The organism is Pseudomonas sp. CH61, from assembly GCF_059429415.1.
The window spans coordinates 3,355,464-3,381,278 of sequence record NZ_CM182098.1 but is presented as its reverse complement, the minus strand read 5'-3'; the positions used below and the strand labels follow the sequence as shown (position 1 = coordinate 3,381,278).

The following is a 25,815-nucleotide window of genomic DNA, read 5'->3' as shown; positions in this document are numbered from 1 at the left end:
CAGGAGGATTCAGTCCATTGACGGACGTAAAACGCGTATGAACCCAGGACGGGTTCGCCGTATTCAGCGTCCGTTGTGGCTCATCACCGGCGCGTGTTGCCTGATGTTCATTCAACCATCCGGGGCCGGCGATCTGCCGCCGCCTCCCAGCGGCATGGAGGCCGTCAGTGATGCACAGTTGTTTCTGGAACTGGTGGTCAACCAGATGAATACCGGTCGCGTGGTGGCAGTGCAGCAGCGCGACGGGCGCTTGTTCGTGCCAGTGACCGCGTTGCGCGAGACCGGCATGAAACTGCCCGACAGCCTCGGCGCCGAGGTCGATCTCGACAGTCTGGCGGGGCTGCACAGTGACTACGACAGTGTTGGTCAACGTTTGCTGCTGGACGTGCCGCCGGACTGGCTGCCGGAACAGTTCATCGGCAATCGTCAGGCTTACCCGCGCACTCCGGCGCTGAGCAGTTTCGGCGCGCTGTTCAACTATGACCTGTACCTCAATGACACCGACGATGCCGGCACTTATCTGGCGGCGTGGAACGAAGTACGGCTGTTCGACAGCTGGGGCACGCTGTCCAACACCGGGCAGTATCGGCAAACCTTGTCTGGTGATTCACTCAACACGCTGGACAACGGCTATCTGCGCTACGACACCACGTGGCGATACTCCGATGACGAACGAATGCTCACCTACGAGGCCGGTGACGTGATCAGCGGTGCTTTGCCGTGGAGCAGTTCGGTGCGTCTGGGCGGCGTGCAGTTTTCCCGGGACTTTGCCGTACGCCCGGATCTGGTGACCTATCCATTACCGCAATTTGCCGGTGAAGCGGCGGTGCCGTCCTCGGTGGATCTGTTCATCAATGGCTACAAGTCCAGCAGCGCAGATTTGCAGCCCGGACCGTACACGCTGACCAATATTCCGTTCATCAACGGTGCGGGCGAAGCCGTCGTAGTGACCACTGATGCGCTCGGTCGGCAGGTCTCGACCACGGTGCCGTTCTATGTCACCAGCACCTTGCTGCAAAAAGGCTTGAGCGATTTTTCCGTGGCCGCCGGTACGCTGCGTCGCGACTATGGTTTGAAGGATTTCAACTACGGCCCGGGTGTCACCTCCGGCAGTCTGCGCTATGGCGTCAGCGACAGTTTCACCGTGGAAAGCCATGCCGAAGCGGCCGATTCGCTGACACTGGGCGGCCTCGGCGGCAATTGGCAGCTCGGTAACTTCGGTGTGCTCAACAGTGCACTGAGCCAAAGCCGTTTCGACGGCGAGGGCGGCCAGCAATTAAGCCTGGGCTACCAGTACAGCAACCAGCGTTTCAGCTTTTCCTACCAGCGGCTGCAACGTCACGATCAATACGCCGACCTGAGCGTGGTCGACAGCCCGTACATCAGTCTTAGCCGGCGCAGCGAGCAAGCGACCCTGAGCCTTAACCTCGAACGCTGGGGCAGCCTTGGTGCGGGTTATTTCGATGTGCGCGCGGCGGACGATTCGCGCACGCGGCTGCTCAACCTCAGCTGGAGCAAACCGTTGTGGCGCAACAGCAGTTTCTACCTGTCGGCCAACCGTGAGATCGGCGACAGCAACTGGGCGGTGCAGGCGCAGCTGGTGATTCCGTTCGATCTGCGCGGCAGCCTGGCGATCAGCAGTGATCGCAGCAAAACCGGGCAGAGCCAGCAGCGGGTCAACTACAGCCGCGCGGTGCCGACTGAGGGCGGCGTGGGTTTCAATCTGGGTTACGCCAAGGGTGACGGCGCCGATTATCGTCAGGCCGACGTCACCTGGCGTCTGCAATCGGTGCAGTTGCAGGCCGGTGTCTATGGCACTTCCGACGCCGAAACCCGTTGGGCCGATGCCAGTGGTTCACTGGTGTGGATGGACCGTCAGGTGTTTGCCGCCAACCGTATCGACGATGCGTTTGTGGTGGTGAGCACCGATGGTTTTGCCGACATTCCGGTGCGCTACGAAAACCAGCAGGTCGGTCAGACCGACAAGAACGGTCATTTGCTGGTGCCATGGAGCAGCGCCTATTACCGCGGCAAGTATGAAATCGATCCCCTGAATCTGCCGGCCAACGTGCGCAGCCCCAACGTCGAACAACGCATCGCTGTAAGGCGTGGCAGCGGTTATCTGCTGGAGTTTCCGCTGACCCGAGTGATTGCCGCGAGCATCGTGCTGGTCGACGCGCAGCAGCGCGAGTTGCCGCTGGGCGCGGGTGTTTTGCATGAGCAGAGTGGCACGCGAACGGTCGTCGGCTGGGATGGGCTGGTCTATCTGGAAAACCTGCAGGCGCAGAACTCGCTGCAGGTGACGCTGGCCGACGGCAAGACCTGTCAGGCGCAGTTCAGTGTCGATCTGAATCAGGATCAGGTACCGTTAATTGGCCCGTTGGTGTGCCAATGATCCGCGCGCGCTGGCTTCTGTTGCTGGCGCTAATGTTGCCGGCGGCGGTGCAGGCTGCGTGTTCGGTGGTCAGCACCACGCCGGCGGCGTTCGGTATGCTCAGTTCGATCGCCGTGCGCACGACTTCGCAGCCCAGTTCCACACTGAATGCGGGTTTGAGTTGCACCGGTTCGCTGCTGTCCCTGCTGACCAGCAACGACCACTTCTGGGGCACCGTTTCATCGACTCAAAGTGGTCTGGTCGGGCCGACCGGCGATGTCATCAATTACACGATCTACGCCAACAACAGCACCAGTTACCCACTGACCCGCGGCACTGCCTATGACTTTGCGCGCAACGGCATCATCGATGCCTTGGGTCTGCTCAACGGTACGACGCCGAAAACCGTGCCGCTGTATCTCGGTACCACCATTGGCAGCAACGTCGCCGCCGGGGTGTATACCGAGACCCTGAGCATTTTCTGGAACTGGAATTACTGTTCGGGGATCGGCATCGGCGCTGTTTGCCTCGGGCGTGATATCGCCAACGGCACGACTTCTTTGACGGTGAACCTGACCGTGTCCAACGACTGCACGATTACGGCGCCGAACATTGCCTTCGGCAGCGCGCCGGTGGTCAGCGCTTTTACGCCGGTGACCGGACAGACGATCAATCTGGCCTGCACCAAGGGCAGTGCTTACACCGTGGGGTTAAGTGACGGGCAGAACGCGGTGAGTGTTGGCGGGCGGCGACGGATGATTTCCGGGAGCAATTATCTGGCCTACGATATTTTCAAAAGCGCCGGTACCACGCGCTGGGGCAGTGTCGGCACGGCGCGGCGGGCGAGTACCGATGCCGAGGTCAATCCGGGTAACGGGTTGGGCACGGGCAGCCAGATTTTCAACTACAACGCGAAAATCTACACCGACCAGACCACGCCACCGGCGGGCACCTATCTGGATAATGTCGTGCTCGATGTGGGTTTCTGAGGCTGAAGCTGATCCCCTTGTGGGAGCGAGCCTGCTCGCGAATGCGATGTGTCATTCAGCAACGATGCGACTGATCCGGCTCCTTCGCGAGCAGGCTCGCTCCCACAGGGGAGAGGTTGAGCTCTCAGAATTGCAGCGATTGCTTGAGCTGTTGCGCCGCTGGCGTATCGACCGGGCTGACCATCGCATAGTTATACCCGCCGCCCGACCAGTACTCGGCCTGCAAATCGCCATCACTGCGGCTGCCACGGGGCAAAAAGGTGTTTTTCGGGCCCGGCGGGCGCACGTAGAAACTCACCTTGTGCCCGCTGCCATCCTCATACATGACCATCGCCGCCGGGCCTTCGTCGGTGCTGAGCAGGCGTCCGCTGACCGGTTCAAACCCGGCCGCCTTCAGATCAGGCAAGCGACTGGCACGGGTGAAATAACGGTCGAGCCAGCGTTGCATATCACCCTCGCTGTCGACTTTGTAATCCGCTGGCAGCATGCCTTGCTGGGCAATCAAGCGATAGGCCTGCAAGGCGTCGGTCATCGGCAGCATGGTCGAGCGCACAAGGGTCATTTCCCGCGCCTGCCAGCCGCTGAAGCCGCCGACACTGACCGCAATCAGCAACACCGCCGCGCTGGCCAGATGACGCCGTGACTGACGCTGGCGGCGCTGGCGGATCATGGCCGGATCAAGCGCCGGATTGGCCGGTTGCTGCAACGCGCCGCTAAGTGCCGCGCGCAGTTGCTGGGCATCCTGTTGCCAGGCGCGCACCTGCGCCGCTTCGTCCGGGTGACTGGCCAGCCAGGTCTCCAGCACACGCCGGTCGGCGTCGCTGAGCTGGTGGTCGACATAGGCGTGCAAATCACGCTCGTTGGGAGGCAGGCTGATCATTTGAGTATCCGCAAAGAAGGGCTGCTGATTTCGCCGTCGCTGAGTTGGCGCAAGGCCTGGCGGGCGCGGGACAGGCGCGACATCACGGTGCCGATCGGGGCGTCGAGAATCTCGGCGACCTCTTTATAGGAAAGGCCTTCCACCGAGACCATCAGCAACAAGGCGCGCTGTTCGGTGGGCAGACGGTCGAAGGCTTGCAGGGTCGACTGGGCAATGACGGTGCGCTCCGCCGAGGGTTCGGCATCGTCGCGACCGGTGAAGAACTCGAGCATCCGCGCGTAGCGTCGCGAGCGGCGATGGGCATCGAGAAATTGTCGATAGAGGATCGCAAACAGCCAGGCACGCAAGTCGCCGTCGGCGCGTTTATCGCCCCAACTCGACAGCGCCCGCTCCAGGCACGCCTGCACCAGATCGTCGGCGCTGCTGCTGTTGCGTGTCAGTGACACGGCAAAGCGGCGCAATCTGGGAATGATTTCTCTCAACTGTTCGTCGAATTCGCTCATGAAATTCTGCTAGTCACTACGCTGTGGACTAGGGAGACGCCCGCCGTTGGAGGTTATTCCACGTTCGGAAAAATAAATACCGTCGCGTGGAATAAACCCGGACGAGGCGCGTCTTGCTGATTCTTCCTACTTGTGGCCGATGGCCCTGGAGTTTTTCATGGTTGATCGTACCTCACCCAACGCTTCACCGCCCGGCGGGCCGCAACTCCCGCCACTGAGTGCCGCGAGCCTGATATTGCGTCTGGGCGGCATTGCCGTGGTAGTCGCTGCGGTGGCCGGGGCGTTTGCCTACGTTCACGGTAACTTCGACCCACAACGTCTGACGCCAAAAGCGCTGGTCGATGTGCTGGAGAAGAACAACGGCGTGCATCCCGGGTTTCGTCGTAACCACGCCAAAGGCGTGTGCGTGATCGGGCATTTCGAGAGCAGTGGCGAGGCACGGGTATTTTCTACCGCGCAGGTGTTCAACGAGCCGCAGACTCCGGTGGTTGGGCGTTTCGCGCTGCCGGCGGGCAATCCGTATGCAGCGGACAGCAGCGTGCCGATTCGCAGTCTGGCGTTGCGGTTCACCCAGGCCAACGGGCAGCAGTGGCGCACCGGGATGAACAGCATGCCGGTGTTCCCGGTCGGCACGCCTGAGGCGTTTTATCAATTGCAGCTGGCGCAGTCGCCGGACCCGGCCACGGGTAAACCTGATCCGAGCAAGGTCCCGGCGTTCTTTGCCTCGCACCCGGAAGCCGTGCCGTTTCTGACCTGGGTGAAAACCGCCAAGCCGTCGGCCAGTTATGCCACTGAAACTTACAACAGCGTCAACGCGTTTTATCTGGTCGACGCCAGCGGTAAAAAGCAGGCCGTACGCTGGAGCATGACGCCGTTGGCGCGCGATGCTGCGGGCGCCACCGCGCCTGAGGGTGGCGATTTTCTCGAGAAAGATCTGGTGCAACGATTGGCGTCCGCGCCGCTGCGTTTTCAGTTGAACATTACCCTGGCCAATCCTGAGGATCCGGTGAATGACGCCAGCAAGACTTGGCCAACCGGGCGCAAAGTGTTGAACGCCGGCACGCTGGTGCTGGAAAAAACCCAGCCACAACTGAGCGGCGAATGCCGTGACATCAACTATGACCCGCTGGTGCTGCCGGCCGGGATTCAAGGTTCCGACGACCCGTTGCTCGCGGCTCGTTCCGCCGGTTACGCCGATTCCTATCTGCGCCGCACCAGCGAAGTCAGCCAGTTGCCCGCTGCCAAACAGGAGGCTCGTCCATGAGCACTCAACCGACGCATTTCGCCCTGTTGGCGCGGCTTCTGCACTGGCTGATGGCGCTGATGATCATCGCCATGCTGTTTATCGGTGCCGGCATGGTCACCTCGGTTTCCGAGCGGCATGAATGGCTGATCCATCTGCACAAACCGCTGGGCATCGCGATTCTGGCGCTGGTGATTGTGCGTTTGCTGGTGCGACTGACCACTCGCCAGCCACCGTTGCCAGCGGATCTGCCGGGCTGGCAAGTGCTGGCGGCTAAGGCATCGCATTTGCTGTTGTACGCGTTGATGCTGGTGTTGCCGTTGCTCGGCTGGGCGATGATCAGCGCCTCGGGTGAACCGGTCATGCTCAGCACAACGTTGCAGTTGCCAGCGATCGTTCCGGCCGATGCGCAGTTGTTCGCGTTTTTGCGCAAGGCTCATGGCTATCTGGCCTATTTGTTGTTCCTGACGGTGCTGCTGCACCTGGCGGCGGCGTTGTTTCATGGCTGGATCCGCCGCGACGAAGTGCTCGACAGCATGTTGCGCGGTCGCGATCGCAGTTAACCCGCTTGAGTGGCGCATCGAGCCGGTGCGCCGCTTTTCAGGGTCAGCCACCAGTACGCGAGCGCCACGGCGTTGATGCCCGCGCCGAGCAGGCACACGCCAATCCAGCCGGCCCACGCGTACATGGCGGTCGAGCCGATGGAGCCGAGTGCGCTGCCGATCGAGTAAAACAACATGTAACCGGCGGTGAGACGGCTTTGCGCTTCGGGACGCACGCTGTAGATCATGCTTTGGCTGGTGACATGCACGGCTTGCAGACCCAGATCCAGGGTGATCACGCCGAGCAACAAAGCCCACAACGAGGATTGGGTGAGGGCGATCGGCAACCAGGAGGCGAGCATCAGCAACAGTGAAAGACCGCTGACCCATTGCCCGAGACCGCGATCCGCCAGATGCCCGGCCCGTGCGGCGGCCAGCGCACCGGCGGCACCGGCCAGCCCGAACAGTCCGATTTCACTGTGCGACAGGGACAGTGGCGGCGCGGCCAGTGGCAACACCATCGGCGTCCACAGCACCATTGCGCTGGCGAAGGTCAGCAGGGCGAGGATCGCGCGTTGGCGCAGTACCGGTTCTTCTTTGAACAAACTGAAAACCGAGGCGATCAGTGCAATGTAGCCAGTCGCCGGTTGTGGCGATTCATGCTTGGGTAGAACTCGAAACAGCAGCAACGTTATCACCAGGGTCAGCCCTGCCGACAGAAAGTAGATCGCTCGCCACCCAGCCAGATCGGCGATGCCGCCGGCGACTGTGCGTGCCAGCAGAATTCCCACCACTATGCCGCTGGTCACCACACCGACCACGCGCCCGCGTTGGGCCGGGATCGCCAGTGTGGCGGCGTAAGCCACCAACACCTGCGTCACTACGGCGAGCAGCCCCGTCAGCGTCATGCCGAGCAGCAGCCAGACACTGCTGGGCGCCAGCGCGATCATCAACAAGGACGCTGCCGACAGCAGAGTTTGAGTGACGATCAACCGGCGCCGGTTGAGCAGATCGCCGAGGGGGACCAGTAGTACCAGACCGATGCCGTAACCGATTTGCGTCAGGGTGATGACGATGCCGATGGTCGCCGGCGACATCGCAAACGCCTCGGCCATCGCGTCCAGCAATGGCTGGGCGTAATACACATTGCCCACGGCCAGACCGCAGGCCACAGAGAAAAGCAAAACGGTGCTGCTTTTGAGAGGTTTCATATCCCGCATCCTTTTAGGTTTCAAAATAAAACCTTGATCACGGTATTGATTCAGGTTTTATTTTGCAACCTGTTTGCGTGAAGGTACGAATGGCAGAAAGCAAAAGATCGCAGACAAGCTGCGATCTTTTGCGGGACGGAGGAGGGGATCAGCGCAGGGTATCAACCATGTCAGCGATGGTGGTCAGCACGTCTTTGCCCAATTGCTTCGAGCGTTTGCCCGACCAGCCGGTGACTTTGTCGGGATGATCATCGTGGTCCTTGAATGGCATTTCCAGGGTCAGCGACAGGCAGTCGTATTTCTGTCCGACGCTGTTGCACGCCAGGGTCATGTTGGCCTGGCCCGGTTCGTCGCGGGTGTAGCCGTGCTTGGTCTGGAAATCTTTGGTGGTGTGTTTCAGGTGGCTGCGGAAATGCTCTTCGAGCTTTTCGATGCGCGGCGTGTAACCCGGATTGCCTTCACAACCGGCGGTGAATACGTGGGGGATTTCTTCGTCGCCATGTACGTCGAGGAACAGATCGACGCCGTACTTTTCCATTTGCTGCTGTACGAAAAGTACCTCGGGGCTGACGTCCTGACTGGCGTTCTGCCAGGCGCGATTCAAGTCCTGGCCCATCGCGTTGGTGCGCAAGTGACCGTGGAAGGCACCGTCGGGATTCATATTCGGCACCAGGTACAAGTCAGCGCTGGCCAGCAGTTTGTTCAGCACGGGATCGTCGTGTCTTTCCAGGCGTTCGATCACGCCTTCCATGAACCATTCAGCCATGTGTTCGCCGGGATGTTGTTGAGCAATGATCCAGATTTTGCGCTGACCTTCGGCGCCGGTGCCTTTGCGCAGCAGTTGAATATCGCGACCTTCGACGCTCTTGCCGGTGGCCAGCAATTCGGTGCCGGCCTTGCTCAGGGCCTGATCGATCAGCCAGTCATGACGACCACGGCTGTAGGGTTCGAAGTAGGCGAACCAGGCGTGGGTTTGCTCGGCTTCAAGGCAAAAGCGCAGGCTGTCACCTTCAAAACTGGTTGGAATGCGGAACCAGTTGACGTGGTCGTAGGAGGCGACTGCCTGATAGCCGGTCCAGGCTTTGTTATAGGAGGACTGGCTGGCGTTGACCAGGCGGAACCAGTGTTCCTGATGAACATGCAGACCGCTGGCCTTGAAGTGGAACCACTGAAAATGGGCGCTGCGGGTGTCCGGGCGAATGGCCAGAACCGGATTGAGCGGGTTGCTGATGTCGATGACTTGGATGTTGCCGCTGTCGAAGTTGGCGCTGATGTCGAACGAAGATTTGGCCACGGTCATAATCGATTCCTGAATATGATTTTTATGGCCGTTACTGTACACGCAGGCAGGGCTGAAACCGAGGGGATTTGAGGGGTGTGGCGGGGGGCGTCCTCCATGACGCGCAAGCAGCTTAGAGAGTGTGCGATTGATTCTCAAGTGCTAATTGTCATTAGTTTGCCCCAATCTGGCCGGGCTTCGCTTGCCAAGCGATATTCTTTTGATATTATCCGCGCCATCGAATTTGCAGCACCTAAAGACTTCATTAGCCTGAAGCCACAAGCCCGAAAAACGGGCAAAAAAAGACCCGGCAAAAAGCCGGGTCAAAAACCGTGATTAGCCTGATGAGGAGATAGTCCAGAAGACCGACCTAAGGTCTCTGGTCCATCGACTGATCTCGCGACCAGCTGCATGCAATAATAATCATTATCATTTGCAAGTCAAATGTTTTTACCTACGCGATAGGAAAATTCTTTCCTGTCCGCCCGCACTGCTCTCCCTCAGGCTTCATCGCCATCGAGCGAATGGTCAACCATCGCCCGCGCCATATCCACCATGTGCACCACTGAAAATGCCAGATCGCGACTCGCGCCTTGCAGGTTTTCGGCTGCCTTGAACGCAGTGGCTGCGGCACAGCGCAACAGATCCGAGGCGTGCACCAAGGCTTCTTCGCCACTGAGATGGCGCCTGACATCGAAAAAGCGTTCGTCGACTGCCGGTTCTGACACAGCTGGTTTCAAGTAATAGTCCAATGCTCGCTGCGCCGCCGCATTGCCCTGAGGCGAGGTGAAGGTGGTGTCCATTTGCAGATCGGGCAAGTCTTTGCTGCTGATATTCATGATGAAGAGGCACTCCTTGGTCGATTGAAAATCCGTGCCTTCAGAATAGTACTCTGTGTAGTTGTGACCAGAATTTAAATACTACAATATGTGTTTTGCTGGCCGAAGGCGTCGACGTAAGGTGCTGCACATGGACAAATGGATTGAGTTGGTCAAGGCCAAGATGAGTGAACTCAAAATCACTCAAACAGAGCTCGGAGAGCGCGTCGGCATGTCCCAGGGCGGGATCGGCCATTGGCTGAACAAGCGTCGCGAACCCGGCATCACGGAAATGAATCGCGTGCTGCACGCGCTGGGCATGGATTTTCTGGAAGTGGTGCTGGTGATCCGGGAACCGCAAATAACATCTGACGACGACATGCCGCTGGCGCAGAAGTACAACCCTTACTTCCGTTACCCGGTCAGCGATTGGCAGACGACCTGCGAGGTGCGCGAGAGCGATGCGGCGTCCTACACGAAGGCATCCGGCAAACAGCGTTTCGAACTGACGGATTACCACGCGCGTGGCCCGGCGTTCTGGTTGACGGTGGCGGGGGATTCGATGACCGCTCCCAGTGGCCAGAGCATTGCCGAAGGCATGCTGATTCTGGTCGACCCGGCAGCGGAGGCGGTGCCCGGCAAACTGGTGATCGCCCAGTGGCCCGACAGCCCTGAAGCGATCTTCCGCAAGCTGGACGAAGAGGGCGGCCAGCGTTACCTGGTGCCGCTCAATCCGACCTGGCCGAAAGCCCTGCTGACCGATGAGTGTCGAATCATCGGAGTTGTGGTTCAGGCAACGGCGCGTTACTAGTCAGATCGATCCTCGCCAAGCGTAGGATCGATCCTCATATTCACACTGCTTCCAGTTCAACCAAAGCGCTGCCTTCGCCGACCATTTCGCCTTCCTGGCAATACAGTGCTTTGATCACCCCGGCATGCGGCGCGCGGATGCTGTGTTCCATCTTCATCGCTTCCAGCACCACCAGTTGCGCACCGGCCTCGACCGATTGCCCAGCCTCGACCAGCACGCGGACAATGCTGCCGTTCATCGGCGCGGTCAGTCCGCCCTGATGGGTGTGACTGGCTTCGACGGCGCTGATCGGGTCGTACGTTTCGATGCGCCGCAACTCGCCTTCCCATTGCAGGTACAGAGAATCCCCTTGGCGGATGGCACGCAATGTACGACGAACGCCCTCGTGCTCGACGATGAGTGCTTCGCCGGACAGTCTGGCGTGATCATCGGTACTCAACGTCAAAGCGCGATCTTGCCCCTCGCAACTCAAATGCAGGGTGATTTCCCTTGGCAGACCCGCGCGCAAACCGCTGTTGAGTGACCATGGCGAAGCAGGATCATCCTGACGCGCCAATTGCGGCAGACTCTGCGCCACCGCCTGCGCCGCCGCGCTCCAGAACGCATCGCTCAACATGCCCGGAGCAGGCAGCAATTGCTCCTGATAACGCGGAATAAACCCGGTATCCAGTTCCGCCGCCGCAAATGCCGGGTGCGCGATGATCCGTCGCAAAAAATTGATGTTGGTTTTCAAACCGCCAATCGCAAATTCGTCGAGCATGCTCAACAAGCGCAACCGGGCCTGTTCGCGATCCTCGCCCCAGGCAATCAACTTGCCGAGCATCGGGTCGTAGAATGGCGAAATTTCGTCACCTTCTTCGACTCCGCTATCCACCCGGCGCCCTGGCCCTTCGGCCGATTCGCGGTACAACGCCAGACGCCCGGTCGCCGGCAGGAAGTCATTCGCAGGATCCTCGGCGTACAAGCGCACTTCAATCGCATGGCCGTTCAACGGCACTTGCGCCTGGGTGATCGGCAGCGCTTCACCACGCGCCACGCGGATCTGCCACGCCACCAGATCGAGACCGGTGATGGCCTCTGTCACCGGGTGTTCGACTTGCAACCGCGTATTCATCTCCATAAAGAAGAACTCACCGCGCGCATCCAGCAAAAATTCCACAGTACCCGCGCCGACATAGCCGATCGCCTGCGCCGAGCGCACAGCCGCTTCGCCCATCGCCCGACGCAGTTCCGGGGACAAGCCCGGTGCCGGCGCTTCTTCGACGACTTTTTGGTGCCGACGCTGGATCGAGCAATCACGCTCATTGAGGTACAGGCAGTTGCCATGCTGATCGGCGAACACCTGAATTTCCACGTGACGCGGCTTGAGCAAGTATTTCTCCACCAGCATCCGCGAGTCGCCGAACGATGACTGCGCTTCACGCTGAGCCGAGGCGAGGGCTTCGGCCAATTGGCTGACGTCCTCGACCACTTTCATGCCTTTGCCACCGCCGCCGGCCGTGGCCTTGAGCAGCACTGGATAACCGATACGCGCGCAAGCATCGCGGAAGGTCTCGAGATCCTGCGCTTCACCGTGATAACCCGGCACCAGTGGCACACCGGCGGTTTCCATCAACGCTTTGGCGGCGGACTTGCTGCCCATGGCATCAATGGCCGAGGCGGGTGGGCCGAGGAAAATCAGCCCGGCCGCTTCAATAGCGCGGGCGAAACCGGCGTTTTCCGAGAGAAAGCCGTAACCCGGATGAATCGCCTGAGCGCCACTGGCCTTGGCCGCTGCGATCAATTTGTCGATTTGCAGATAACTGTCGGCCGCTTTGCTGCCACCCAGATCGACGCGAATGTCCGCCTCACGGCTGTGCCGCGCTTCACGGTCGGTGGCGCTGTGCACGGCGACCGTGGTCAGGCCCAGCGCTTTGGCGGTGCGCATCACACGGCAGGCGATTTCGCCACGGTTGGCCACCAGCAGAGTGGTGAGAACAGGTGCGCTCATCAACGCGGCTCCTTGGGGGTGGTTGCGGCTTGCCAGTTCGGCGGACGTTTTTGCAGAAAGGCGCGCAAGCCTTCCTGACCTTCAGGGCTGACGCGGATGCGGGCGATGGCATTTTCGGTATAGCGGCGCAGCGCCGGGGTCAACGCGCCGTTGCCGACTTCACGCAACAAGTCTTTGCTGGCGCGCATCGCAGCCGGGCTGTTGAGCAGCAGGTTGTTGATCCACTGTTCGACTTGCTGATCCAGTTCAGCGGCGGGATAGCTTTCGGACAACAAACCGATTTCCCGTGCGCGTTGGCCGCCGAAACGTTCAGCGGTCAGCGCATAGCGCCGCGCAGCCCGTTCGCCGATAGCCTGTACAACGAACGGACTGATCACCGCCGGCGCCAGACCAATGCGCACTTCCGACAGGCAGAATTGCGCGTCATCGGCGCCAATCGCCATGTCACAGCAACTGATCAATCCCAGTGCGCCACCGAACGCTGCGCCTTGGACCACGGCCACTGTGGGAATTTTCAGCTTGGCGAGGTTGTACATCAGCTCCGCCAGTTCGCGGGCGTCGTCGAGGTTGGTGTGGTAATCGAGCTCGGCCGATTGCTGCATCCACGCCAGGTCAGCGCCAGCACTGAAATGCTTGCCACGGCCACGCACCAGCAAGAAACGCAGGCTGGCGTCGCTGGCGACTTTGTCGAGGGCGAGGATCAACTCGCGGATCATCTCGGCATTGAACGCGTTGTTCTTTTCCGCGCGGTTGAGCCACAGCGTCGCGAAACCGCGTGGGTCGTTTTGCAGTTCGAGGGTGTTGAAATCGCTCATATTCATCCGTCTCCACGGTTCCTGTGGGAGCGAGCCTGCTCGCGAAAGCGTTGTATCAGTCGACATTTCCACTACCTGACAAAGCGTATTCGCGAGCAGGCTCGCTCCCACAAAAAATCACATCCGGAACACGCCGAAGCGGCTCGGTTCGATTGGCGCGTTCAGCGACGCGGACAAGGCCAGGGCCAGCACATCGCGGGTCTGCGCCGGGTCGATGACGCCGTCGTCCCACAGCCGTGCGCTGGAATAGTAGGGGTGACCCTGCTCTTCGTACTGGTCGAGAATCGGTTGCTTGATCTCGGCTTCCTGCTCGGCACTGAAGGCCTGCCCACTGCGTTCAGCCTGTTCGCGTTTGACCTGCACCAACACGCCCGCTGCCTGCTCGGCGCCCATCACGCCGATCCGCGCGTTTGGCCACATCCACAGAAAACGTGGATCGTAAGCGCGCCCGCACATGCCGTAGTTACCAGCGCCGAAGCTGCCGCCAATGATCACGGTGAATTTCGGCACCTTGGCGCAAGCCACCGCCGTTACCAGTTTCGCGCCGTGCTTGGCGATGCCGCCGGCCTCGTATTTCTGGCCGACCATGAAGCCGGTAATGTTCTGCAGAAACAGCAGCGGAATACCGCGTTGGCAGGCCAGTTCGATGAAGTGCGCGCCTTTCTGCGCGGCTTCGGCGAAAAGGATGCCGTTGTTCGCCAGGATCGCGATCGGGTAGCCGTGCAGGTGCGCAAAGCCACACACCAACGTGGTGCCGAACAAAGCCTTGAATTCATCGAACACCGAAGCGTCGACCAGTCGCGCAATCACTTCGCGCACGTCGAACGGTTGCTTGGCATCGGCGGACACCACGCCGTACAACTCATCGCTGGCGTACAGCGGCGCAATCGGCGCGCGCTGCTGCACCTCGCCGAGCTTGCGCCAGTTAAGGTTGGCGACGCTGCGGCGGGCGAGGGCGAGGGCGTGTTCGTCACTGTCGGCGTAATGATCGGCGACCCCGGAAATCTTGCAGTGCACATCAGCGCCGCCCAGATCCTCGGCGCTGACCACTTCGCCGGTCGCGGCTTTCACCAGCGGCGGCCCGGCGAGGAAAATCGTCGCCTGATTACGCACCATGATCGCTTCGTCAGCCATCGCCGGCACATAAGCACCACCCGCAGTGCAGGAACCCATGACCACGGCGATCTGCGGGATGCCCATTGCACTCATGTTGGCCTGGTTGAAGAAGATCCGCCCGAAGTGCTCGCGATCCGGGAACACTTCGTCCTGACGCGGCAGGTTGGCGCCGCCGGAGTCCACCAGATAGATGCACGGCAGGCGATTCTGCTGCGCGATGGTCTGCGCGCGCAGGTGTTTTTTCACGGTCAGCGGGTAGTACGAGCCACCTTTCACCGTCGCATCGTTGGCGACGATCATGCATTCGACGCCCTCAACCCGGCCGATACCGGCGATCACACCAGCGGCCGGTACGTCTTCGCCATACACAGCGTGGGCGGCCAATTGACTGATTTCCAGAAACGGTGAGCCCGGATCGAGCAAACGGTTGATGCGTTCACGCGGCAGCAGTTTGCCGCGTGAGGTGTGACGTTCCTGAGCTTTCGCGCCGCCACCCTGCGCCACTTGGGCGAGCAGGGTGTGCAGGGCGTCGACCTGTTTGAGCATCGCCGCGCTGTTGGCGGCGAACTCCGCTGAACGAGGGTTGAGCTGAGTGTGCAGAATCATGGGGCTACTCCGTAGCAGCTTCGAGTTGCAAGCTACAAGCTACAAGTTGAAGCAAGAGCGCGGTCCTCTTGCAGCTTGAAACTTGCCGCTTGCCGCTGACGAAATTCATTTCGTTTCGTTGAACAGTTCGCGACCGATCAGCATGCGACGGATCTCACTGGTGCCGGCACCGATTTCGTACAGCTTGGCATCACGCAGCAAGCGGCCCGCCGGGAATTCGTTGATGTAACCGTTACCGCCGAGAATCTGGATCGCGTCGAGGGCCATTTGTGTGGCGCGTTCGGCGGTGTAGAGGATCACTCCGGCGGCGTCTTTGCGGGTGGTTTCGCCACGCTCGCAAGCCTGCGCAACTGCATAGAGGTAGGCGCGGCTGGCGTTGAGTTGGGTGTACATGTCGGCGACTTTGCCCTGGATCAACTGGAATTCGCCGATGCTCTGGCCGAACTGTTTGCGGTCGTGGATGTACGGCACGATCAGGTCCATGCACGACTGCATGATCCCGGTCGGGCCACCGGAGAGAACCACGCGCTCGTAATCGAGGCCGCTCATCAGCACTTTCACGCCACCGTTGAGCACGCCGAGGATGTTTTCTTCTGGCACTTCGACGTCGTCGAAAAACAGTTCGCAGGTGTTGGAGCCACGCATGCCGAGCTTGTCGAACTTGTTGCTGCGGCTGAAGCCTTTCCAGTCGCGCTCGACGATGAAGGCGGTGATGCCGTGCGGGCCTTTTTCCAGGTCGGTCTTGGCGTAGATCACGTAAGTGTTGGCGTCAGGGCCGTTGGTGATCCAGGTTTTGCTGCCGTTGAGGACGAAACGGTCACCGCGTTTGTCGGCGCGCAGTTTCATTGAAACCACATCGGAACCGGCATTCGGTTCGCTCATGGCGAGGGCGCCGACGTGCTCGCCGCTGATCAGTTTCGGCAGGTATTTGGTTTTTTGTTCATGGTTGCCGTTGCGGTTGATCTGGTTGACGCAGAGGTTGGAGTGCGCACCGTAGGACAGCGCTACAGAGGCTGAACCGCGGCTGATTTCTTCCATCGCCACCACGTGCGCCAGGTAACCCAGGCCCGCGCCGCCGTACTCTTCCGGCACGGTGATGCCGAGCAGGCCCATGTCACCGAACTTGCGCCACATGTCGGCGGGGAACAGGTTGTCGCTGTCGATCTGCGCCGCGCGCGGGGCGATCTCCTTGGCGACAAAGGACTGCACCTGATCGCGCAACATGTCGATGGTTTCACCGAGGGCGAAGTTCAGGGATGGATAGCTCATGGGTCACCTTTTGGCTTTTTTGTAGGGTGGGGAGGGCGGTCACTCGGCTCTCACCTTTACGTTAACGTAAGCCTGTGATGGATGGCTGTCAATCACCCTTTACGTTAACGTCAACTTGAGCGAGAGTAGGGGCAGTTCAAGATTGAAAGCTGATTAGTTTTTGTAGGAGTGATCCTGCTCGCGATCGCGTTGTGTCAGTCGACGTAAATGTTGACTGATGGATCGAGATCGCGAGCAGGCTCACTCCTACAAGTGACCGTCGGCAACCCATAAATAAAGACAATAGGGGTCGTCATGGATCAACCCAGTGCAAACCCGCAGCGCAGCTACACCCGTGGTTCTCAGGACAAAGCCTTGCTGGCGATGACCATCGGACAGAAGTTTGATCAGACGGTCGCGCAGTACCCGGACGGTGAAGCGCTGGTGGTGCGCCATCAGCAGCTGCGCTATTCCTGGCGACAACTGGCCGATGCAGTCGATCTGCACGCCAGAGCGCTGCTGGCTTTGGGTTTGCAGGCCGGCGACCGGCTCGGTATCTGGGCACCCAACTGCGCACAATGGTGCATTACACAATTCGCCACCGCGAAAATCGGCGTGATCCTGGTCAACGTCAACCCGGCCTACCGTAGCTCCGAACTCGAATACGTACTCAAGCAATCCGGCTGCCAATGGCTGGTTTGCGCCGGGGCGTTCAAGTCCTCCAACTACCACACCATGTTGCAGGGATTGGTGCCGGAACTGGCCGAGCAATCCATCGGCCAATTGCGCAACGAGCGCCTGCCGGACTTGCGCGGGGTGATCAGCCTCGATGCGCAGCCACCGTCAGGTTTCCTGCCGTGGTCGCAATTGGCCGACATGGCAAGCAGTGTCTCCAAAGAACAACTACACGAACGCAGCGACAGCCTGCACTTCGATCAAGCGGTCAACATCCAGTACACCTCCGGCACCACCGGTTTCCCCAAGGGCGCGACCCTCAGTCACTACAACATCCTCAACAACGGTTACATGGTCGGCGAAAGCATCGGCCTGACCCCGCGCGACCGCCTGGTGATCCCGGTGCCGCTGTACCACTGCTTCGGCATGGTCATGGGCAACCTCGGCTGCATCACCCACGGCAGCACGATGATTTACCCCAACGACGCGTTCGACCCGTTGCTGACCCTGCAAACCGTCGCCGAAGAAAAGGCCACCGGCCTCTACGGCGTACCGACCATGTTCATCACCATGCTCGACCAGCCACAGCGCGGCGAATTCGATCTGTCGAGCCTGCGCACCGGGATCATGGCCGGCGCCACGTGCCCGATCGAAGTGATGCGCCGGGTCATCAGCGAGATGCACATGAGCGAAGTGCAGATCGCCTACGGCATGACCGAAACCAGCCCGGTGTCGCTGCAAACCGGGCCGAACGATGAGCTGGAATTACGCGTGACCACCGTTGGCCGCACGCAGCCACAATTGGAAAGCAAGATCATCGATGAAGCCGGCAACCTCATGCCGCGCGGCACCATCGGCGAACTGTGCACCCGTGGTTACAGCGTGATGCTCGGCTATTGGAGTAATCCGCAAGCCACCGCTGAAGCCATCGATGAAGCGGGCTGGATGCACACCGGCGACCTGGCGAGCATGAACGAGGAGGGTTACGTCAACATCGCCGGGCGTAACAAAGACATGATCATCCGTGGCGGCGAGAACGTTTATCCGCGTGAGCTGGAAGAGTTTTTCTTCACTCACCCGGCGGTGGCGGACGTGCAGGTGATCGGCATTCCGTGCTCGCGTTACGGCGAGGAGATTGTCGCCTGGATCAAATTCCACCCTGGCCACAATGCTTCCGAGTTGGAGCTGCAAACCTGGTGCAAGGAACGCATCGCGCACTTCAAGACGCCACGGCACTTCAAGTTCGTCGAAGAGTTTCCGATGACGGTGACGGGCAAGATTCAGAAATTCAGAATGCGTGAAATAAGCATCGAAGAACTGCGCGAAAAGCAGGCCTGACACAAAACTTAATGTGATGACAATCTAATGTGGGAGCGAGCCTGCTCGCGAATGCAGTGTGTCATTCAGCGCAAATGTGTCTGATACACCGCTTTCGCGAGCAGGCTCGCTCCCACAGGGATTAGCGGTGTTGGAAAGAGGAATCACAGAAAGCACAAAGGGGAGCCGAGGCTCCCCTTTAATTTTGTCGTCGCGTGCTCTTTTTTATTATTGAGGGTCGGTCTGTTGTTGTTTTTGGCAACCGTGGCCCTTTACCGCTGTTTTTGGCGACCCCCATCCGGGGTCAAGAGCAAACGTATTTTTTTGAGCGCTGATCTGCTTTCTCGCTGAGCGATCCAACCGATTCGGGAGCTACCTGAAGGTAGTTTTATTGTTCTCTGCCCGGTTGCGGGTCACTCCTGAGAGCACCCTGAAAAGCACACCTTCTCCAAAAAAATCTGTTAGCTGCGTCTCTGCCGTGTTGTTTTTGTTATGTCAGAGTCGGTACGTCTTATTTTTATTGGTTTGCTGCTTTTTATTCTTGTTATGCCATAGAGATAGCAGAAGCCGTGCCAACTTTAAAAATACGTTATAAATCAATGACTTGAAAATTAAGGCGTTTTTTCACTCCGACGAAACCAGACAATTTGTTTCCGTGTTACTCGCTTCAACCCACATTCCAGACACAGCGGTAACACCTTGTCCCCTCACTGTGCGCTGCGAGCCTTGGCCACGCGCGAACCGCTCGGGCGACCGAGCACCGCGCTGATCTGCTGACCCGCAGCAATCAAGGCGTCCAGGTCGATTCCGGTCTTGATGCCTAGGCCGTTGAGCAGGTACACCACATCTTCGGTAGCAACGTTACCGCTCGCGCCTTTGGCGTACGGGCAGCCGCCGAGGCCCGCGATAGAGCTGTCGAACACCGAAATGCCTTCGAGCAGGCTGGCATAGATATTGGCCATGGCCTGGCCGTAAGTGTCGTGGAAATGCCCGGCGAGTTTTTCCCGTGGCACTTGCGCCGACACCACTTCAAACAAGCGGCGAGTCGCGCCAGCGGTGCCGGTGCCAATGGTGTCGCCCAGCGATACTTCGTAGCAGCCCATCGCATACAACTCACGCGCGACCATCGCCACTTGCTCTGGCGCGACCGTGCCTTCGTACGGGCAACCGAGCACGCAGGACACGTAACCGCGCACGGTAACGCCGTGCTGCTGCGCGGCTTCCATGATCGGCGCAAAGCGCGCCAGGCTTTCGCTGATCGAGCAGTTGATGTTGCGTTGCGAGAAGGCTTCGGAGGCCGCGGCGAACACCGCGACTTCCTTGACCCCGGCGGCTATGGCGTCCTCGAAGCCGCGCAGGTTCGGCGCCAGTGCACCGTAGGTCACGCCGGGTTTGCGCTGGATCTGTGCGAACACCTCGGCGGAACCGGCCATTTGCGGTACCCATTTCGGCGAAACGAAACTGCCGACTTCTATATAGCCGAGACCGGCGGCGCTGAGAGCATCCACCAGTTGCACCTTGTCGGCGACGCTGATCGGTTGGGCTTCGTTCTGCAGGCCATCGCGCGGGCCGACTTCGATCAGGCGTACTTGGGAGGGGAGGGACATGGCGGTTGACCTGCTCTTTTGAATTCGTGGAGAACCCTTGTAGGAGTGAGCCTGCTCGCGATAGCGGTGTGTCAGATAATATTTGTTCGACTGACACACCGCTATCGCGAGCAGGCTCACTCCTACAGGGGATTTGTGTTGTTTGTCAGATCGCTTGCTGGTTCTTGAGGGTTTGCTCCAGCGCCTGCACGCAGCGCTCTTCAGCGGTATCGAGTTCCAGCTTCATCTGTTCGATATCCAGCAACTGCTGCTCCAGCTGCTCGCGGCGTTCGCTGATTTTCGCCAGCATGCTGTTGAGCTGTTTGGTGTTACCGCTGGACGGGTCGTAAAGCTCGATCAGTTCGCGGCATTCGGCCAGCGAGAAACCGATGCGTTTGCCGCGCAGGATCAGCTTCAGGCTGACCTTGTCGCGTGGCGAATAGATACGTTCCTGGCCACGGCGCTCAGGGCTGAGCAGGCCTTGCTCTTCATAAAAGCGGATCGCCCGGGTGGTGATGTCCAGCTCGCGGGCGAGGTCGGAGATGCTGTAAGTCTGGCTGCTCATGGAAGCGCTCGGAAAAAGGTCTTGGCGCTAAGCTAATGGCAGGTTGACGTTTACGTCAAGCAGGATGATCTGTGGTGTATTTGATGGCCCCTTCGCGAGCAGGCTCGCTCCCACAGTGGATCTGTGTCGAACACGGATTTGTGTTCGACCGAGAACCTGTGGGAGCGAGCCTGCTCGCGAAGAACGAAGACACGGTAAGAAGTCTTACACCTTATCGAGCTTCTTCTCCTGCGCCGTCACCTGCTGGCACAACTCGATCATCTGCTCGCGCATCCAGCGATTCGCCGGGTCCTGGTCAGTGCTTTCATGCCAGTACAGGTGCGTCTCCACCGGCGGCACATCATTCACCGGCAGATTAAACGCCTGCAATTCATGCCGACGGGCAAAGCGCTCCGGCACGGTCATGACCATGTCGGTCTGCTGCATCACCTGCGACGCCATCAAGTAATGCTGCGAACGCAGGGCAATCTTGCGCTGAATGCCCATTTTACCCAGCGCCAGATCGACATAGCCCAGACCACTGCGGCGGCTTGAAATATGGATATGCGTCAGCGACAGATAATCATCCAGCGACAGTTTTTCCTTGCCCGCCATCGGATGACCCTTGCGCATTGCGCATACGTAACGGTCTTCCATCAGCTTGACGTGGCGCACCTGCGGGTCGGTGTTAAGCGGCGCATCCACCGCAAAATCCAGACGCCCGGCGGCCAGTTCCTTGGTGGTTTCCCGGCGCTTGGACAGGAAACTTTCGATAATCACGGTCGGCGCCAAGCGGCGCAGGCGCTGGAACAGCGGCGGCAAAATCACCGCTTCGGTGAGGTCGGTCATGCTGATGCGGTAGGTCTTGACCGCTTGCGCCGGGTTGAAGATGCGGCTTTCCTGCACCGACACGCGCAGCAACGACAACGCGTTGCGCACCGGGCCGATGATGTTTTGCGCCATCGGTGTCGGCACCATGCCCTGCGCGGTGCGCACGAACAGTGGATCGTTAAAGGTTTCGCGCAACCGCGCCAAGGCGTTGGATACCGCCGGCTGGGTGATGCCGACAATCTGCCCGGCGCGGGTCAGGTTGGCTTCGGTGTAGATCGCGTCGAAGACGATGAAAAGGTTGAGGTCGACCTTACTCAGATTCATAACGCGGCTTCTCTTGTTATTTAGGGCGGTGTTTTGGGGGCTGGCAATCAGCCGATCATATATCGGTGATGAATGTTTATACACGCCGAGAATAGGCTAGGTAAATTATCAACGCTGTTCTAGCATCGATTGCATGGCCTAAACAACCTCTGCTCAAGAACTGCCTTAACCATCGGGAGCTGCTCATGGATTTCGCTTATTCGCCCAAGGTGCAAGAACTGCGTGAGCGCGTGACCGCGTTCATGGACACTTACGTTTACCCGGCCGAAGCCGTGTTCGAGCGCCAGGTTGCCGAAGGCGATCGCTGGCAGCCGACGGCGATCATGGAAGAGCTCAAAGCCAAGGCCAAGGCCGAAGGCCTGTGGAATCTGTTTCTGCCGGAGTCGGAGCTCGGTGCCGGCCTGACCAACCTTGAATACGCGCCGCTCGCGGAAATCATGGGCCGCTCGCTGCTCGGCCCGGAGCCGTTCAACTGCTCGGCGCCAGACACCGGCAACATGGAAGTGCTGGTGCGCTACGCCAACGAAGAACAGAAACAACGCTGGCTCGAACCACTGCTGCGCGGCGAGATCCGCTCGGCATTCGCCATGACCGAACCGGATGTGGCTTCCTCCGACGCTACCAACATGGCCGCCCGCGCCGTGCGTGATGGCGACGAGTGGGTGATCAACGGCAAAAAATGGTGGACCTCAGGCGCCTGCGATCCGCGTTGCAAGATCCTGATCTTCATGGGCCTGAGCAACCCCGATGCGCCACGCCACGCCCAGCACTCGATGATCCTCGTGCCGGTCGATACCCCCGGGGTGAAAATCGTCCGTCCGCTACCGGTGTTCGGCTACGACGACGCGCCACACGGCCACGCCGAAGTACTGTTCGACAACGTGCGCGTGCCGTACGAAAACGTCCTGTTGGGTGAAGGACGCGGCTTTGAAATTGCCCAGGGCCGTCTTGGCCCAGGCCGGATTCACCACTGCATGCGCTCGATAGGTATGGCTGAGCGTGCATTGGAATTGATGTGCAAGCGCGCGGTAAGTCGCACCGCGTTCGGCAAACCGCTGGCGCGTCTGGGCGGTAACATCGACAAGATTGCCGACTCGCGGATGGAGATCGACATGGCGCGCCTGCTGACGTTGAAAGCCGCGTACATGATGGACACCGCCGGTAACAAAGTGGCGAAAAGCGAAATCGCGCAGATCAAAGTGGTTGCGCCGAACGTGGCACTGCGGGTGATCGACCGAGCGATCCAGATGCATGGTGGGGCAGGAGTCTCCAACGACTTCCCGCTGGCTTACATGTACGCCATGCAACGCACCCTGCGCCTGGCCGACGGCCCGGACGAAGTGCACCGCGCGGCGATCGGCAAGTTCGAGATCGGCAAGTATGTGCCAAAGGAGATGCTGCGTAGCGAACGCTGATCCACCTGATCATTCCCACGCTCTGCGTGGGAATGCATCCCGTGACGCTCTGCGTCACAGTGGACGCGGAGCGTCCATGGTGGCGTTACCACGCGGAGCGTGGGAACAATCTGGTGATATCAATACACCCAAACCTCAACCCGCCGATTCTTGATCCGCCCCTCATCCGCATTGTTCGCCGCCACCGGCATCAACGCACCAAAGCCGCGAACCTCACGCAACACCACGCCGTTTTTCACCAACTCCCGCCGCACCGCCATCGCCCGCAGCTTTGACAGCAGGTCCGCCCGCGCCGGGTCATCCTTGGCATCACCAAACCCAACCAAGGTCACCGAGCGTTCAGTCTTGTCATGACGCTTTATATAGTCGAACACCCGCGCCAGATCCTGACGCGCCTTGTTATCGAGATTCGCGCTGCCTTCCTCGAAACGGAAATTCACCGTCAGACGCTGGGCGTGACGGCTGAGGGATTGATAACCCTCGGGCATCAGCGCGTTCGGCGCGACGCTCATGGCATGCACGGTCTGGCTGATAAAACCGTTTGCCGCGACAATCGCCTGGCCCTCACGGCTCTGCGCAAACGTCACCAAGGCTTTCGCCCAAGGATTGTTGCTTTCGGGCGGCAGATAGAAGAACAACCGCCGCGACAGTGGATAGTCTTCGGTGGCGATCAAGCTGTTCAGCGGCAGCATCGACTGCGATGCGCCATCAGCAATGGCCACGGCTTTCGCTTGGCGCACGTAGGGCAAACCGATGAAGCCGATGCCCTGCGGATCCGCGCTGACGGCGTCGGACAATTGCTCGCTGGATTCAAACCTTTTCGCGTTGCTGCTCAGACTTTTCCCACGACGGCTGAGGACCAGCTCCTTAAACGTGTCGTAGGTGCCGGATTGATCATCGCGCGCATATAAATGAATCGCACCGCCACGCCCGCCGAGGTCTTCCCAGGTTTTCACTTCGCCGGCAAAGATCCGCGCCAGTTGCTCAGTGTCCAGTTGTTGGAGGGGATTGTCGGGATGAAGGATGATCGCCAGGCCGTCGATGGCGATGACTTGTTCGGCGGCGGGATTTTTCAGATCGCCCAGTGATTGCAGGGCCTGTAATTCACTGTCCTTGATCTCGCGAGAGGACGCCGCCAGATCGGCGCTGGCATTTTTCAACGCGGTGAAACCGGTGCTGGAACCGTGGGCGGCGACTTCAACGATCACGCGTTTGCCTTCGCTGGTCTGGCCGACGATGCGCAGTTCATTGGCGCTGTCCGGGGTTTCGCGGTGGATTTTCAGCAGGCCTTGTTCCTGCAGCAAACCTTCGACCAGTGCCGGGCCGAGTTCGGCGCCAATGGTGTTGGAGCCTTGAATGCGCAGCGCCGGGCCGTTTTCAGGAAGGGGCAGGGCGGCGGCAGAAACCGTCAGCCACGCACTCAAGAGAAACACGCACAGAACACGCAGGGTCATGCCGGCACCGAATCAAGCCAAGGGGATTGCCGGGGAGATTAAGTCAGGCGCATGACCGAAAGATGACAGCGATCCCCTGTAGGAGTGAGCCTGCTCGCGATAGCGGTGTACCGGTCAACATTTATGTCGACTGATTCACCGCTATCGCGAGCAGGCTCACTCCTACAGGGATTGCGTAAGGCTAGGGATCAGCTGAGTTCAAGCCAAATCGGCGCATGATCGGAAGGTTTTTCCATCCCGCGCAATTCATAGTCGACACCCGCTGCCTTCACCCGCGGCAACAAACCATGCGACGCCAGAATCACGTCAATGCGCAGGCCACGCTTCGGCTCATCTTCAAAGCCACGGCTGCGGTAATCGAACCAGCTGAACATGTCGGTCACGTCCGGGTTCAAGTGGCGATAGCTGTCAGTCAAACCCCAGTTTTTCAGGCGCGCCATCCACTCGCGCTCTTCCGGCAGGAAGCTGCATTTACCGGTTTTCAGCCAGCGCTTCATGTTGTCCGGGCCGATGCCGATATCGCAGTCTTCCGGGGAAATGTTCACATCGCCCATCACCACCACAGGCTGTTCGTTGTGGAACTGGGTTTCCAGCAGCGCTTGCAGATCGCTGTAGAAACGCTGCTTGGCCGGGAATTTGGTCGGGTGGTCGCGGCTTTCGCCCTGTGGGAAATAGCCGTTCATGATCGTCACCGGCACGCCATTGGCGTCGGCGAAGGTGCCCCAGATAAAGCGACGCTGAGCGTCTTCTTCGTCGGTGGCGAAACCTTTGTGGATCGCAATCGGTTCCTGACGCGAGAGTATCGCCACACCGTAGTGACCTTTCTGGCCGTGGAAGTACACGTAGTAGCCGAGGGCGCGGACTTCTTCGAGCGGGAACTGGTCGTCGTGGACCTTGGTTTCCTGCAGGCCGATCACGTCCGGCTGGTGTTTTTCGATCAGCGCTGCCAACTGATGCGGACGGGCGCGCAGTCCGTTGATGTTGAAGGAAACGATCTTCATGGTCGGCAGTCCTGGCAAAAGGGCGATGCTAGCTGACATGTGGGATGGGGGCCAGTGTGGGGTAGGGGAAATCGTCTTTGCCTGCCAGATAGATGTTGTCAGGGCCGGCGTCATCGCGAGCAGGCTCACTCCTACAATTGGAATGCGTACCCCTGTAGGAGTGAGCCTGCTCGCGATTGACGGCCGCCCAGTCGATGAAGATCCCGACTTGGTCTATACCTGTGGGGAACCACGCCACCCGCA

At 59.7% G+C, this 25,815-nt stretch carries 22 protein-coding genes; 8 read left to right on the top strand and 14 right to left on the bottom strand.

Annotated elements, in window-relative coordinates; translation table 11 throughout:
* Positions 1 to 37 precede the first annotated feature (37 nt).
* Complete coding sequence (locus AC5SEM_RS15055) at positions 38 to 2,395, top strand: fimbria/pilus outer membrane usher protein (protein ID WP_495470682.1); 2,358 nt, start codon at positions 38 to 40, stop codon at positions 2,393 to 2,395.
* The gene (locus tag AC5SEM_RS15050) at positions 2,392 to 3,363 is read left to right on the top strand and encodes a Csu type fimbrial protein (protein WP_495470681.1); all 972 of its coding nucleotides are present in this window, start codon (positions 2,392 to 2,394) and stop codon (positions 3,361 to 3,363) included. Before AC5SEM_RS15055 ends, AC5SEM_RS15050 begins: the two co-directional genes overlap by 4 nt.
* A 124-nt stretch (positions 3,364 to 3,487) precedes the next feature.
* Here AC5SEM_RS15050 and AC5SEM_RS15045 read toward each other — a convergent pair whose 3' ends face one another.
* Positions 3,488 to 4,243, bottom strand: coding sequence for an anti-sigma factor family protein (locus AC5SEM_RS15045; protein WP_495470680.1), 756 nt, complete (start codon positions 4,241 to 4,243; stop codon positions 3,488 to 3,490).
* Complete coding sequence (locus AC5SEM_RS15040) at positions 4,240 to 4,746, bottom strand: RNA polymerase sigma factor (RefSeq protein ID WP_077573661.1); 507 nt, start codon at positions 4,744 to 4,746, stop codon at positions 4,240 to 4,242. The genes AC5SEM_RS15045 and AC5SEM_RS15040 overlap by 4 nt, the downstream gene beginning before the upstream one ends.
* A 157-nt stretch (positions 4,747 to 4,903) precedes the next feature.
* Between AC5SEM_RS15040 and AC5SEM_RS15035 the strand changes: the two genes are divergently transcribed.
* Positions 4,904 to 6,010 carry a catalase family peroxidase gene (locus AC5SEM_RS15035; protein WP_495470679.1) on the top strand — a complete coding sequence of 369 codons (1,107 nt, stop codon included), beginning with the start codon at positions 4,904 to 4,906 and terminating at the stop codon, positions 6,008 to 6,010.
* Positions 6,007 to 6,552, top strand: a complete 546-nt coding sequence (locus AC5SEM_RS15030; RefSeq protein WP_311997653.1) for a cytochrome b — start codon at positions 6,007 to 6,009, stop codon at positions 6,550 to 6,552. Before AC5SEM_RS15035 ends, AC5SEM_RS15030 begins: the two co-directional genes overlap by 4 nt.
* On the opposite strand, the gene AC5SEM_RS15025 is transcribed toward AC5SEM_RS15030, so the two are convergent.
* Positions 6,549 to 7,742, bottom strand: coding sequence for an MFS transporter (locus AC5SEM_RS15025; RefSeq protein ID WP_495470678.1), 1,194 nt, complete (start codon positions 7,740 to 7,742; stop codon positions 6,549 to 6,551). The two genes, AC5SEM_RS15030 and AC5SEM_RS15025, sit on opposite strands and share 4 nt — an antisense overlap.
* 148 nt (positions 7,743 to 7,890) lie before the next feature.
* Positions 7,891 to 9,042 (bottom strand): M14 family metallopeptidase, encoded by a 1,152-nt coding sequence (locus AC5SEM_RS15020; protein ID WP_495470677.1) that lies wholly within the window; start codon positions 9,040 to 9,042, stop codon positions 7,891 to 7,893.
* A 96-nt stretch (positions 9,043 to 9,138) separates the two neighbouring features.
* Between AC5SEM_RS15020 and AC5SEM_RS15015 the strand changes: the two genes are divergently transcribed.
* Positions 9,139 to 9,357: a hypothetical protein gene (locus AC5SEM_RS15015; protein WP_034154748.1), complete on the top strand. Its 219-nt coding sequence runs from the start codon at positions 9,139 to 9,141 to the stop codon at positions 9,355 to 9,357.
* Between the two features lie 164 nt (positions 9,358 to 9,521).
* Here the strand turns inward: AC5SEM_RS15015 and AC5SEM_RS15010 are convergent, their stop codons facing one another.
* On the bottom strand, positions 9,522 to 9,860 hold the full coding sequence (locus AC5SEM_RS15010) for a DUF6124 family protein (protein ID WP_116030176.1): 339 nt from the start codon (positions 9,858 to 9,860) through the stop codon (positions 9,522 to 9,524).
* Positions 9,861 to 9,990: 130 nt separating this feature from the next.
* Between AC5SEM_RS15010 and AC5SEM_RS15005 the strand changes: the two genes are divergently transcribed.
* Positions 9,991 to 10,650, top strand: coding sequence for a LexA family protein (locus tag AC5SEM_RS15005; protein ID WP_495470676.1), 660 nt, complete (start codon positions 9,991 to 9,993; stop codon positions 10,648 to 10,650).
* 40 nt (positions 10,651 to 10,690) lie between these two features.
* Here AC5SEM_RS15005 and AC5SEM_RS15000 read toward each other — a convergent pair whose 3' ends face one another.
* The 4 genes from AC5SEM_RS15000 to AC5SEM_RS14985 all read right to left on the bottom strand — a co-directional run bounded on the left by AC5SEM_RS15000 (position 10,691) and on the right by AC5SEM_RS14985 (position 16,446).
* The gene (locus AC5SEM_RS15000) at positions 10,691 to 12,640 is read right to left on the bottom strand and encodes an acetyl/propionyl/methylcrotonyl-CoA carboxylase subunit alpha (RefSeq protein WP_495470675.1); all 1,950 of its coding nucleotides are present in this window, start codon (positions 12,638 to 12,640) and stop codon (positions 10,691 to 10,693) included.
* Complete coding sequence (locus AC5SEM_RS14995; RefSeq protein WP_495470674.1) at positions 12,640 to 13,455, bottom strand: gamma-carboxygeranoyl-CoA hydratase; 816 nt, start codon at positions 13,453 to 13,455, stop codon at positions 12,640 to 12,642. Before AC5SEM_RS14995 ends, AC5SEM_RS15000 begins: the two co-directional genes overlap by 1 nt.
* Before the next feature lie 117 nt (positions 13,456 to 13,572).
* Positions 13,573 to 15,177 carry a carboxyl transferase domain-containing protein gene (locus tag AC5SEM_RS14990; protein ID WP_495470673.1) on the bottom strand — a complete coding sequence of 535 codons (1,605 nt, stop codon included), beginning with the start codon at positions 15,175 to 15,177 and terminating at the stop codon, positions 13,573 to 13,575.
* A gap of 105 nt (positions 15,178 to 15,282) precedes the next feature.
* Positions 15,283 to 16,446: an isovaleryl-CoA dehydrogenase gene (locus AC5SEM_RS14985; RefSeq protein ID WP_122590347.1), complete on the bottom strand. Its 1,164-nt coding sequence runs from the start codon at positions 16,444 to 16,446 to the stop codon at positions 15,283 to 15,285.
* 294 nt (positions 16,447 to 16,740) lie between these two features.
* On the opposite strand from AC5SEM_RS14985, the gene AC5SEM_RS14980 reads away from it, so the two are divergent.
* Positions 16,741 to 18,438 carry an AMP-binding protein gene (locus AC5SEM_RS14980; protein WP_495470672.1) on the top strand — a complete coding sequence of 566 codons (1,698 nt, stop codon included), beginning with the start codon at positions 16,741 to 16,743 and terminating at the stop codon, positions 18,436 to 18,438.
* 686 nt (positions 18,439 to 19,124) lie between these two features.
* Here AC5SEM_RS14980 and AC5SEM_RS14975 read toward each other — a convergent pair.
* From AC5SEM_RS14975 to AC5SEM_RS14965, 3 genes are all read right to left on the bottom strand, one after another.
* On the bottom strand, positions 19,125 to 20,024 hold the full coding sequence (locus AC5SEM_RS14975) for a hydroxymethylglutaryl-CoA lyase (RefSeq protein WP_077573650.1): 900 nt from the start codon (positions 20,022 to 20,024) through the stop codon (positions 19,125 to 19,127).
* 145 nt (positions 20,025 to 20,169) lie between these two features.
* Entirely contained in the window at positions 20,170 to 20,568 is a 399-nt protein-coding gene (locus tag AC5SEM_RS14970; RefSeq protein ID WP_077573649.1) for a MerR family transcriptional regulator, read from the bottom strand.
* 204 nt (positions 20,569 to 20,772) lie between these two features.
* Positions 20,773 to 21,702 carry a LysR family transcriptional regulator gene (locus tag AC5SEM_RS14965; protein WP_016986544.1) on the bottom strand — a complete coding sequence of 310 codons (930 nt, stop codon included), beginning with the start codon at positions 21,700 to 21,702 and terminating at the stop codon, positions 20,773 to 20,775.
* A gap of 185 nt (positions 21,703 to 21,887) precedes the next feature.
* Between AC5SEM_RS14965 and AC5SEM_RS14960 the strand changes: the two genes are divergently transcribed.
* Positions 21,888 to 23,117, top strand: a complete 1,230-nt coding sequence (locus tag AC5SEM_RS14960; protein WP_077573648.1) for an acyl-CoA dehydrogenase — start codon at positions 21,888 to 21,890, stop codon at positions 23,115 to 23,117.
* Between the two features lie 119 nt (positions 23,118 to 23,236).
* Here the strand turns inward: AC5SEM_RS14960 and AC5SEM_RS14955 are convergent, their stop codons facing one another.
* Together AC5SEM_RS14955 and xthA are read right to left on the bottom strand one after the other, a co-directional pair.
* A complete protein-coding gene (locus AC5SEM_RS14955) occupies positions 23,237 to 24,571 on the bottom strand; it encodes a substrate-binding domain-containing protein (RefSeq protein ID WP_495470671.1) in 1,335 nt (444 codons plus the stop codon).
* Between the two features lie 188 nt (positions 24,572 to 24,759).
* The gene (gene xthA / locus AC5SEM_RS14950) at positions 24,760 to 25,572 is read right to left on the bottom strand and encodes an exodeoxyribonuclease III (protein WP_495470670.1); all 813 of its coding nucleotides are present in this window, start codon (positions 25,570 to 25,572) and stop codon (positions 24,760 to 24,762) included.
* Between the last annotated feature and the right edge of the window lie 243 nt (positions 25,573 to 25,815).

Bases quoted from the DNA above. Each gene is read 5' to 3' on its own strand.
- AC5SEM_RS15055 (WP_495470682.1), top strand. From the start codon at position 38: ATGAACCCAGGACGGGTTCGCCGTATTCAGCGTCCGTTGTGGCTCATC.
- AC5SEM_RS15050 (WP_495470681.1), top strand. From the start codon at position 2,392: ATGATCCGCGCGCGCTGGCTTCTGTTGCTGGCGCTAATGTTGCCGGCG.
- AC5SEM_RS15045 (WP_495470680.1), bottom strand. From the start codon at position 4,243: ATGATCAGCCTGCCTCCCAACGAGCGTGATTTGCACGCCTATGTCGAC.
- AC5SEM_RS15040 (WP_077573661.1), bottom strand. From the start codon at position 4,746: ATGAGCGAATTCGACGAACAGTTGAGAGAAATCATTCCCAGATTGCGC.
- AC5SEM_RS15035 (WP_495470679.1), top strand. From the start codon at position 4,904: ATGGTTGATCGTACCTCACCCAACGCTTCACCGCCCGGCGGGCCGCAA.
- AC5SEM_RS15030 (WP_311997653.1), top strand. From the start codon at position 6,007: ATGAGCACTCAACCGACGCATTTCGCCCTGTTGGCGCGGCTTCTGCAC.
- AC5SEM_RS15025 (WP_495470678.1), bottom strand. From the start codon at position 7,742: ATGAAACCTCTCAAAAGCAGCACCGTTTTGCTTTTCTCTGTGGCCTGC.
- AC5SEM_RS15020 (WP_495470677.1), bottom strand. From the start codon at position 9,042: ATGACCGTGGCCAAATCTTCGTTCGACATCAGCGCCAACTTCGACAGC.
- AC5SEM_RS15015 (WP_034154748.1), top strand. From the start codon at position 9,139: ATGACGCGCAAGCAGCTTAGAGAGTGTGCGATTGATTCTCAAGTGCTA.
- AC5SEM_RS15010 (WP_116030176.1), bottom strand. From the start codon at position 9,860: ATGAATATCAGCAGCAAAGACTTGCCCGATCTGCAAATGGACACCACC.
- AC5SEM_RS15005 (WP_495470676.1), top strand. From the start codon at position 9,991: ATGGACAAATGGATTGAGTTGGTCAAGGCCAAGATGAGTGAACTCAAA.
- AC5SEM_RS15000 (WP_495470675.1), bottom strand. From the start codon at position 12,640: ATGAGCGCACCTGTTCTCACCACTCTGCTGGTGGCCAACCGTGGCGAA.
- AC5SEM_RS14995 (WP_495470674.1), bottom strand. From the start codon at position 13,455: ATGAGCGATTTCAACACCCTCGAACTGCAAAACGACCCACGCGGTTTC.
- AC5SEM_RS14990 (WP_495470673.1), bottom strand. From the start codon at position 15,177: ATGATTCTGCACACTCAGCTCAACCCTCGTTCAGCGGAGTTCGCCGCC.
- AC5SEM_RS14985 (WP_122590347.1), bottom strand. From the start codon at position 16,446: ATGAGCTATCCATCCCTGAACTTCGCCCTCGGTGAAACCATCGACATG.
- AC5SEM_RS14980 (WP_495470672.1), top strand. From the start codon at position 16,741: ATGGATCAACCCAGTGCAAACCCGCAGCGCAGCTACACCCGTGGTTCT.
- AC5SEM_RS14975 (WP_077573650.1), bottom strand. From the start codon at position 20,024: ATGTCCCTCCCCTCCCAAGTACGCCTGATCGAAGTCGGCCCGCGCGAT.
- AC5SEM_RS14970 (WP_077573649.1), bottom strand. From the start codon at position 20,568: ATGAGCAGCCAGACTTACAGCATCTCCGACCTCGCCCGCGAGCTGGAC.
- AC5SEM_RS14965 (WP_016986544.1), bottom strand. From the start codon at position 21,702: ATGAATCTGAGTAAGGTCGACCTCAACCTTTTCATCGTCTTCGACGCG.
- AC5SEM_RS14960 (WP_077573648.1), top strand. From the start codon at position 21,888: ATGGATTTCGCTTATTCGCCCAAGGTGCAAGAACTGCGTGAGCGCGTG.
- AC5SEM_RS14955 (WP_495470671.1), bottom strand. From the start codon at position 24,571: ATGACCCTGCGTGTTCTGTGCGTGTTTCTCTTGAGTGCGTGGCTGACG.
- xthA (WP_495470670.1), bottom strand. From the start codon at position 25,572: ATGAAGATCGTTTCCTTCAACATCAACGGACTGCGCGCCCGTCCGCAT.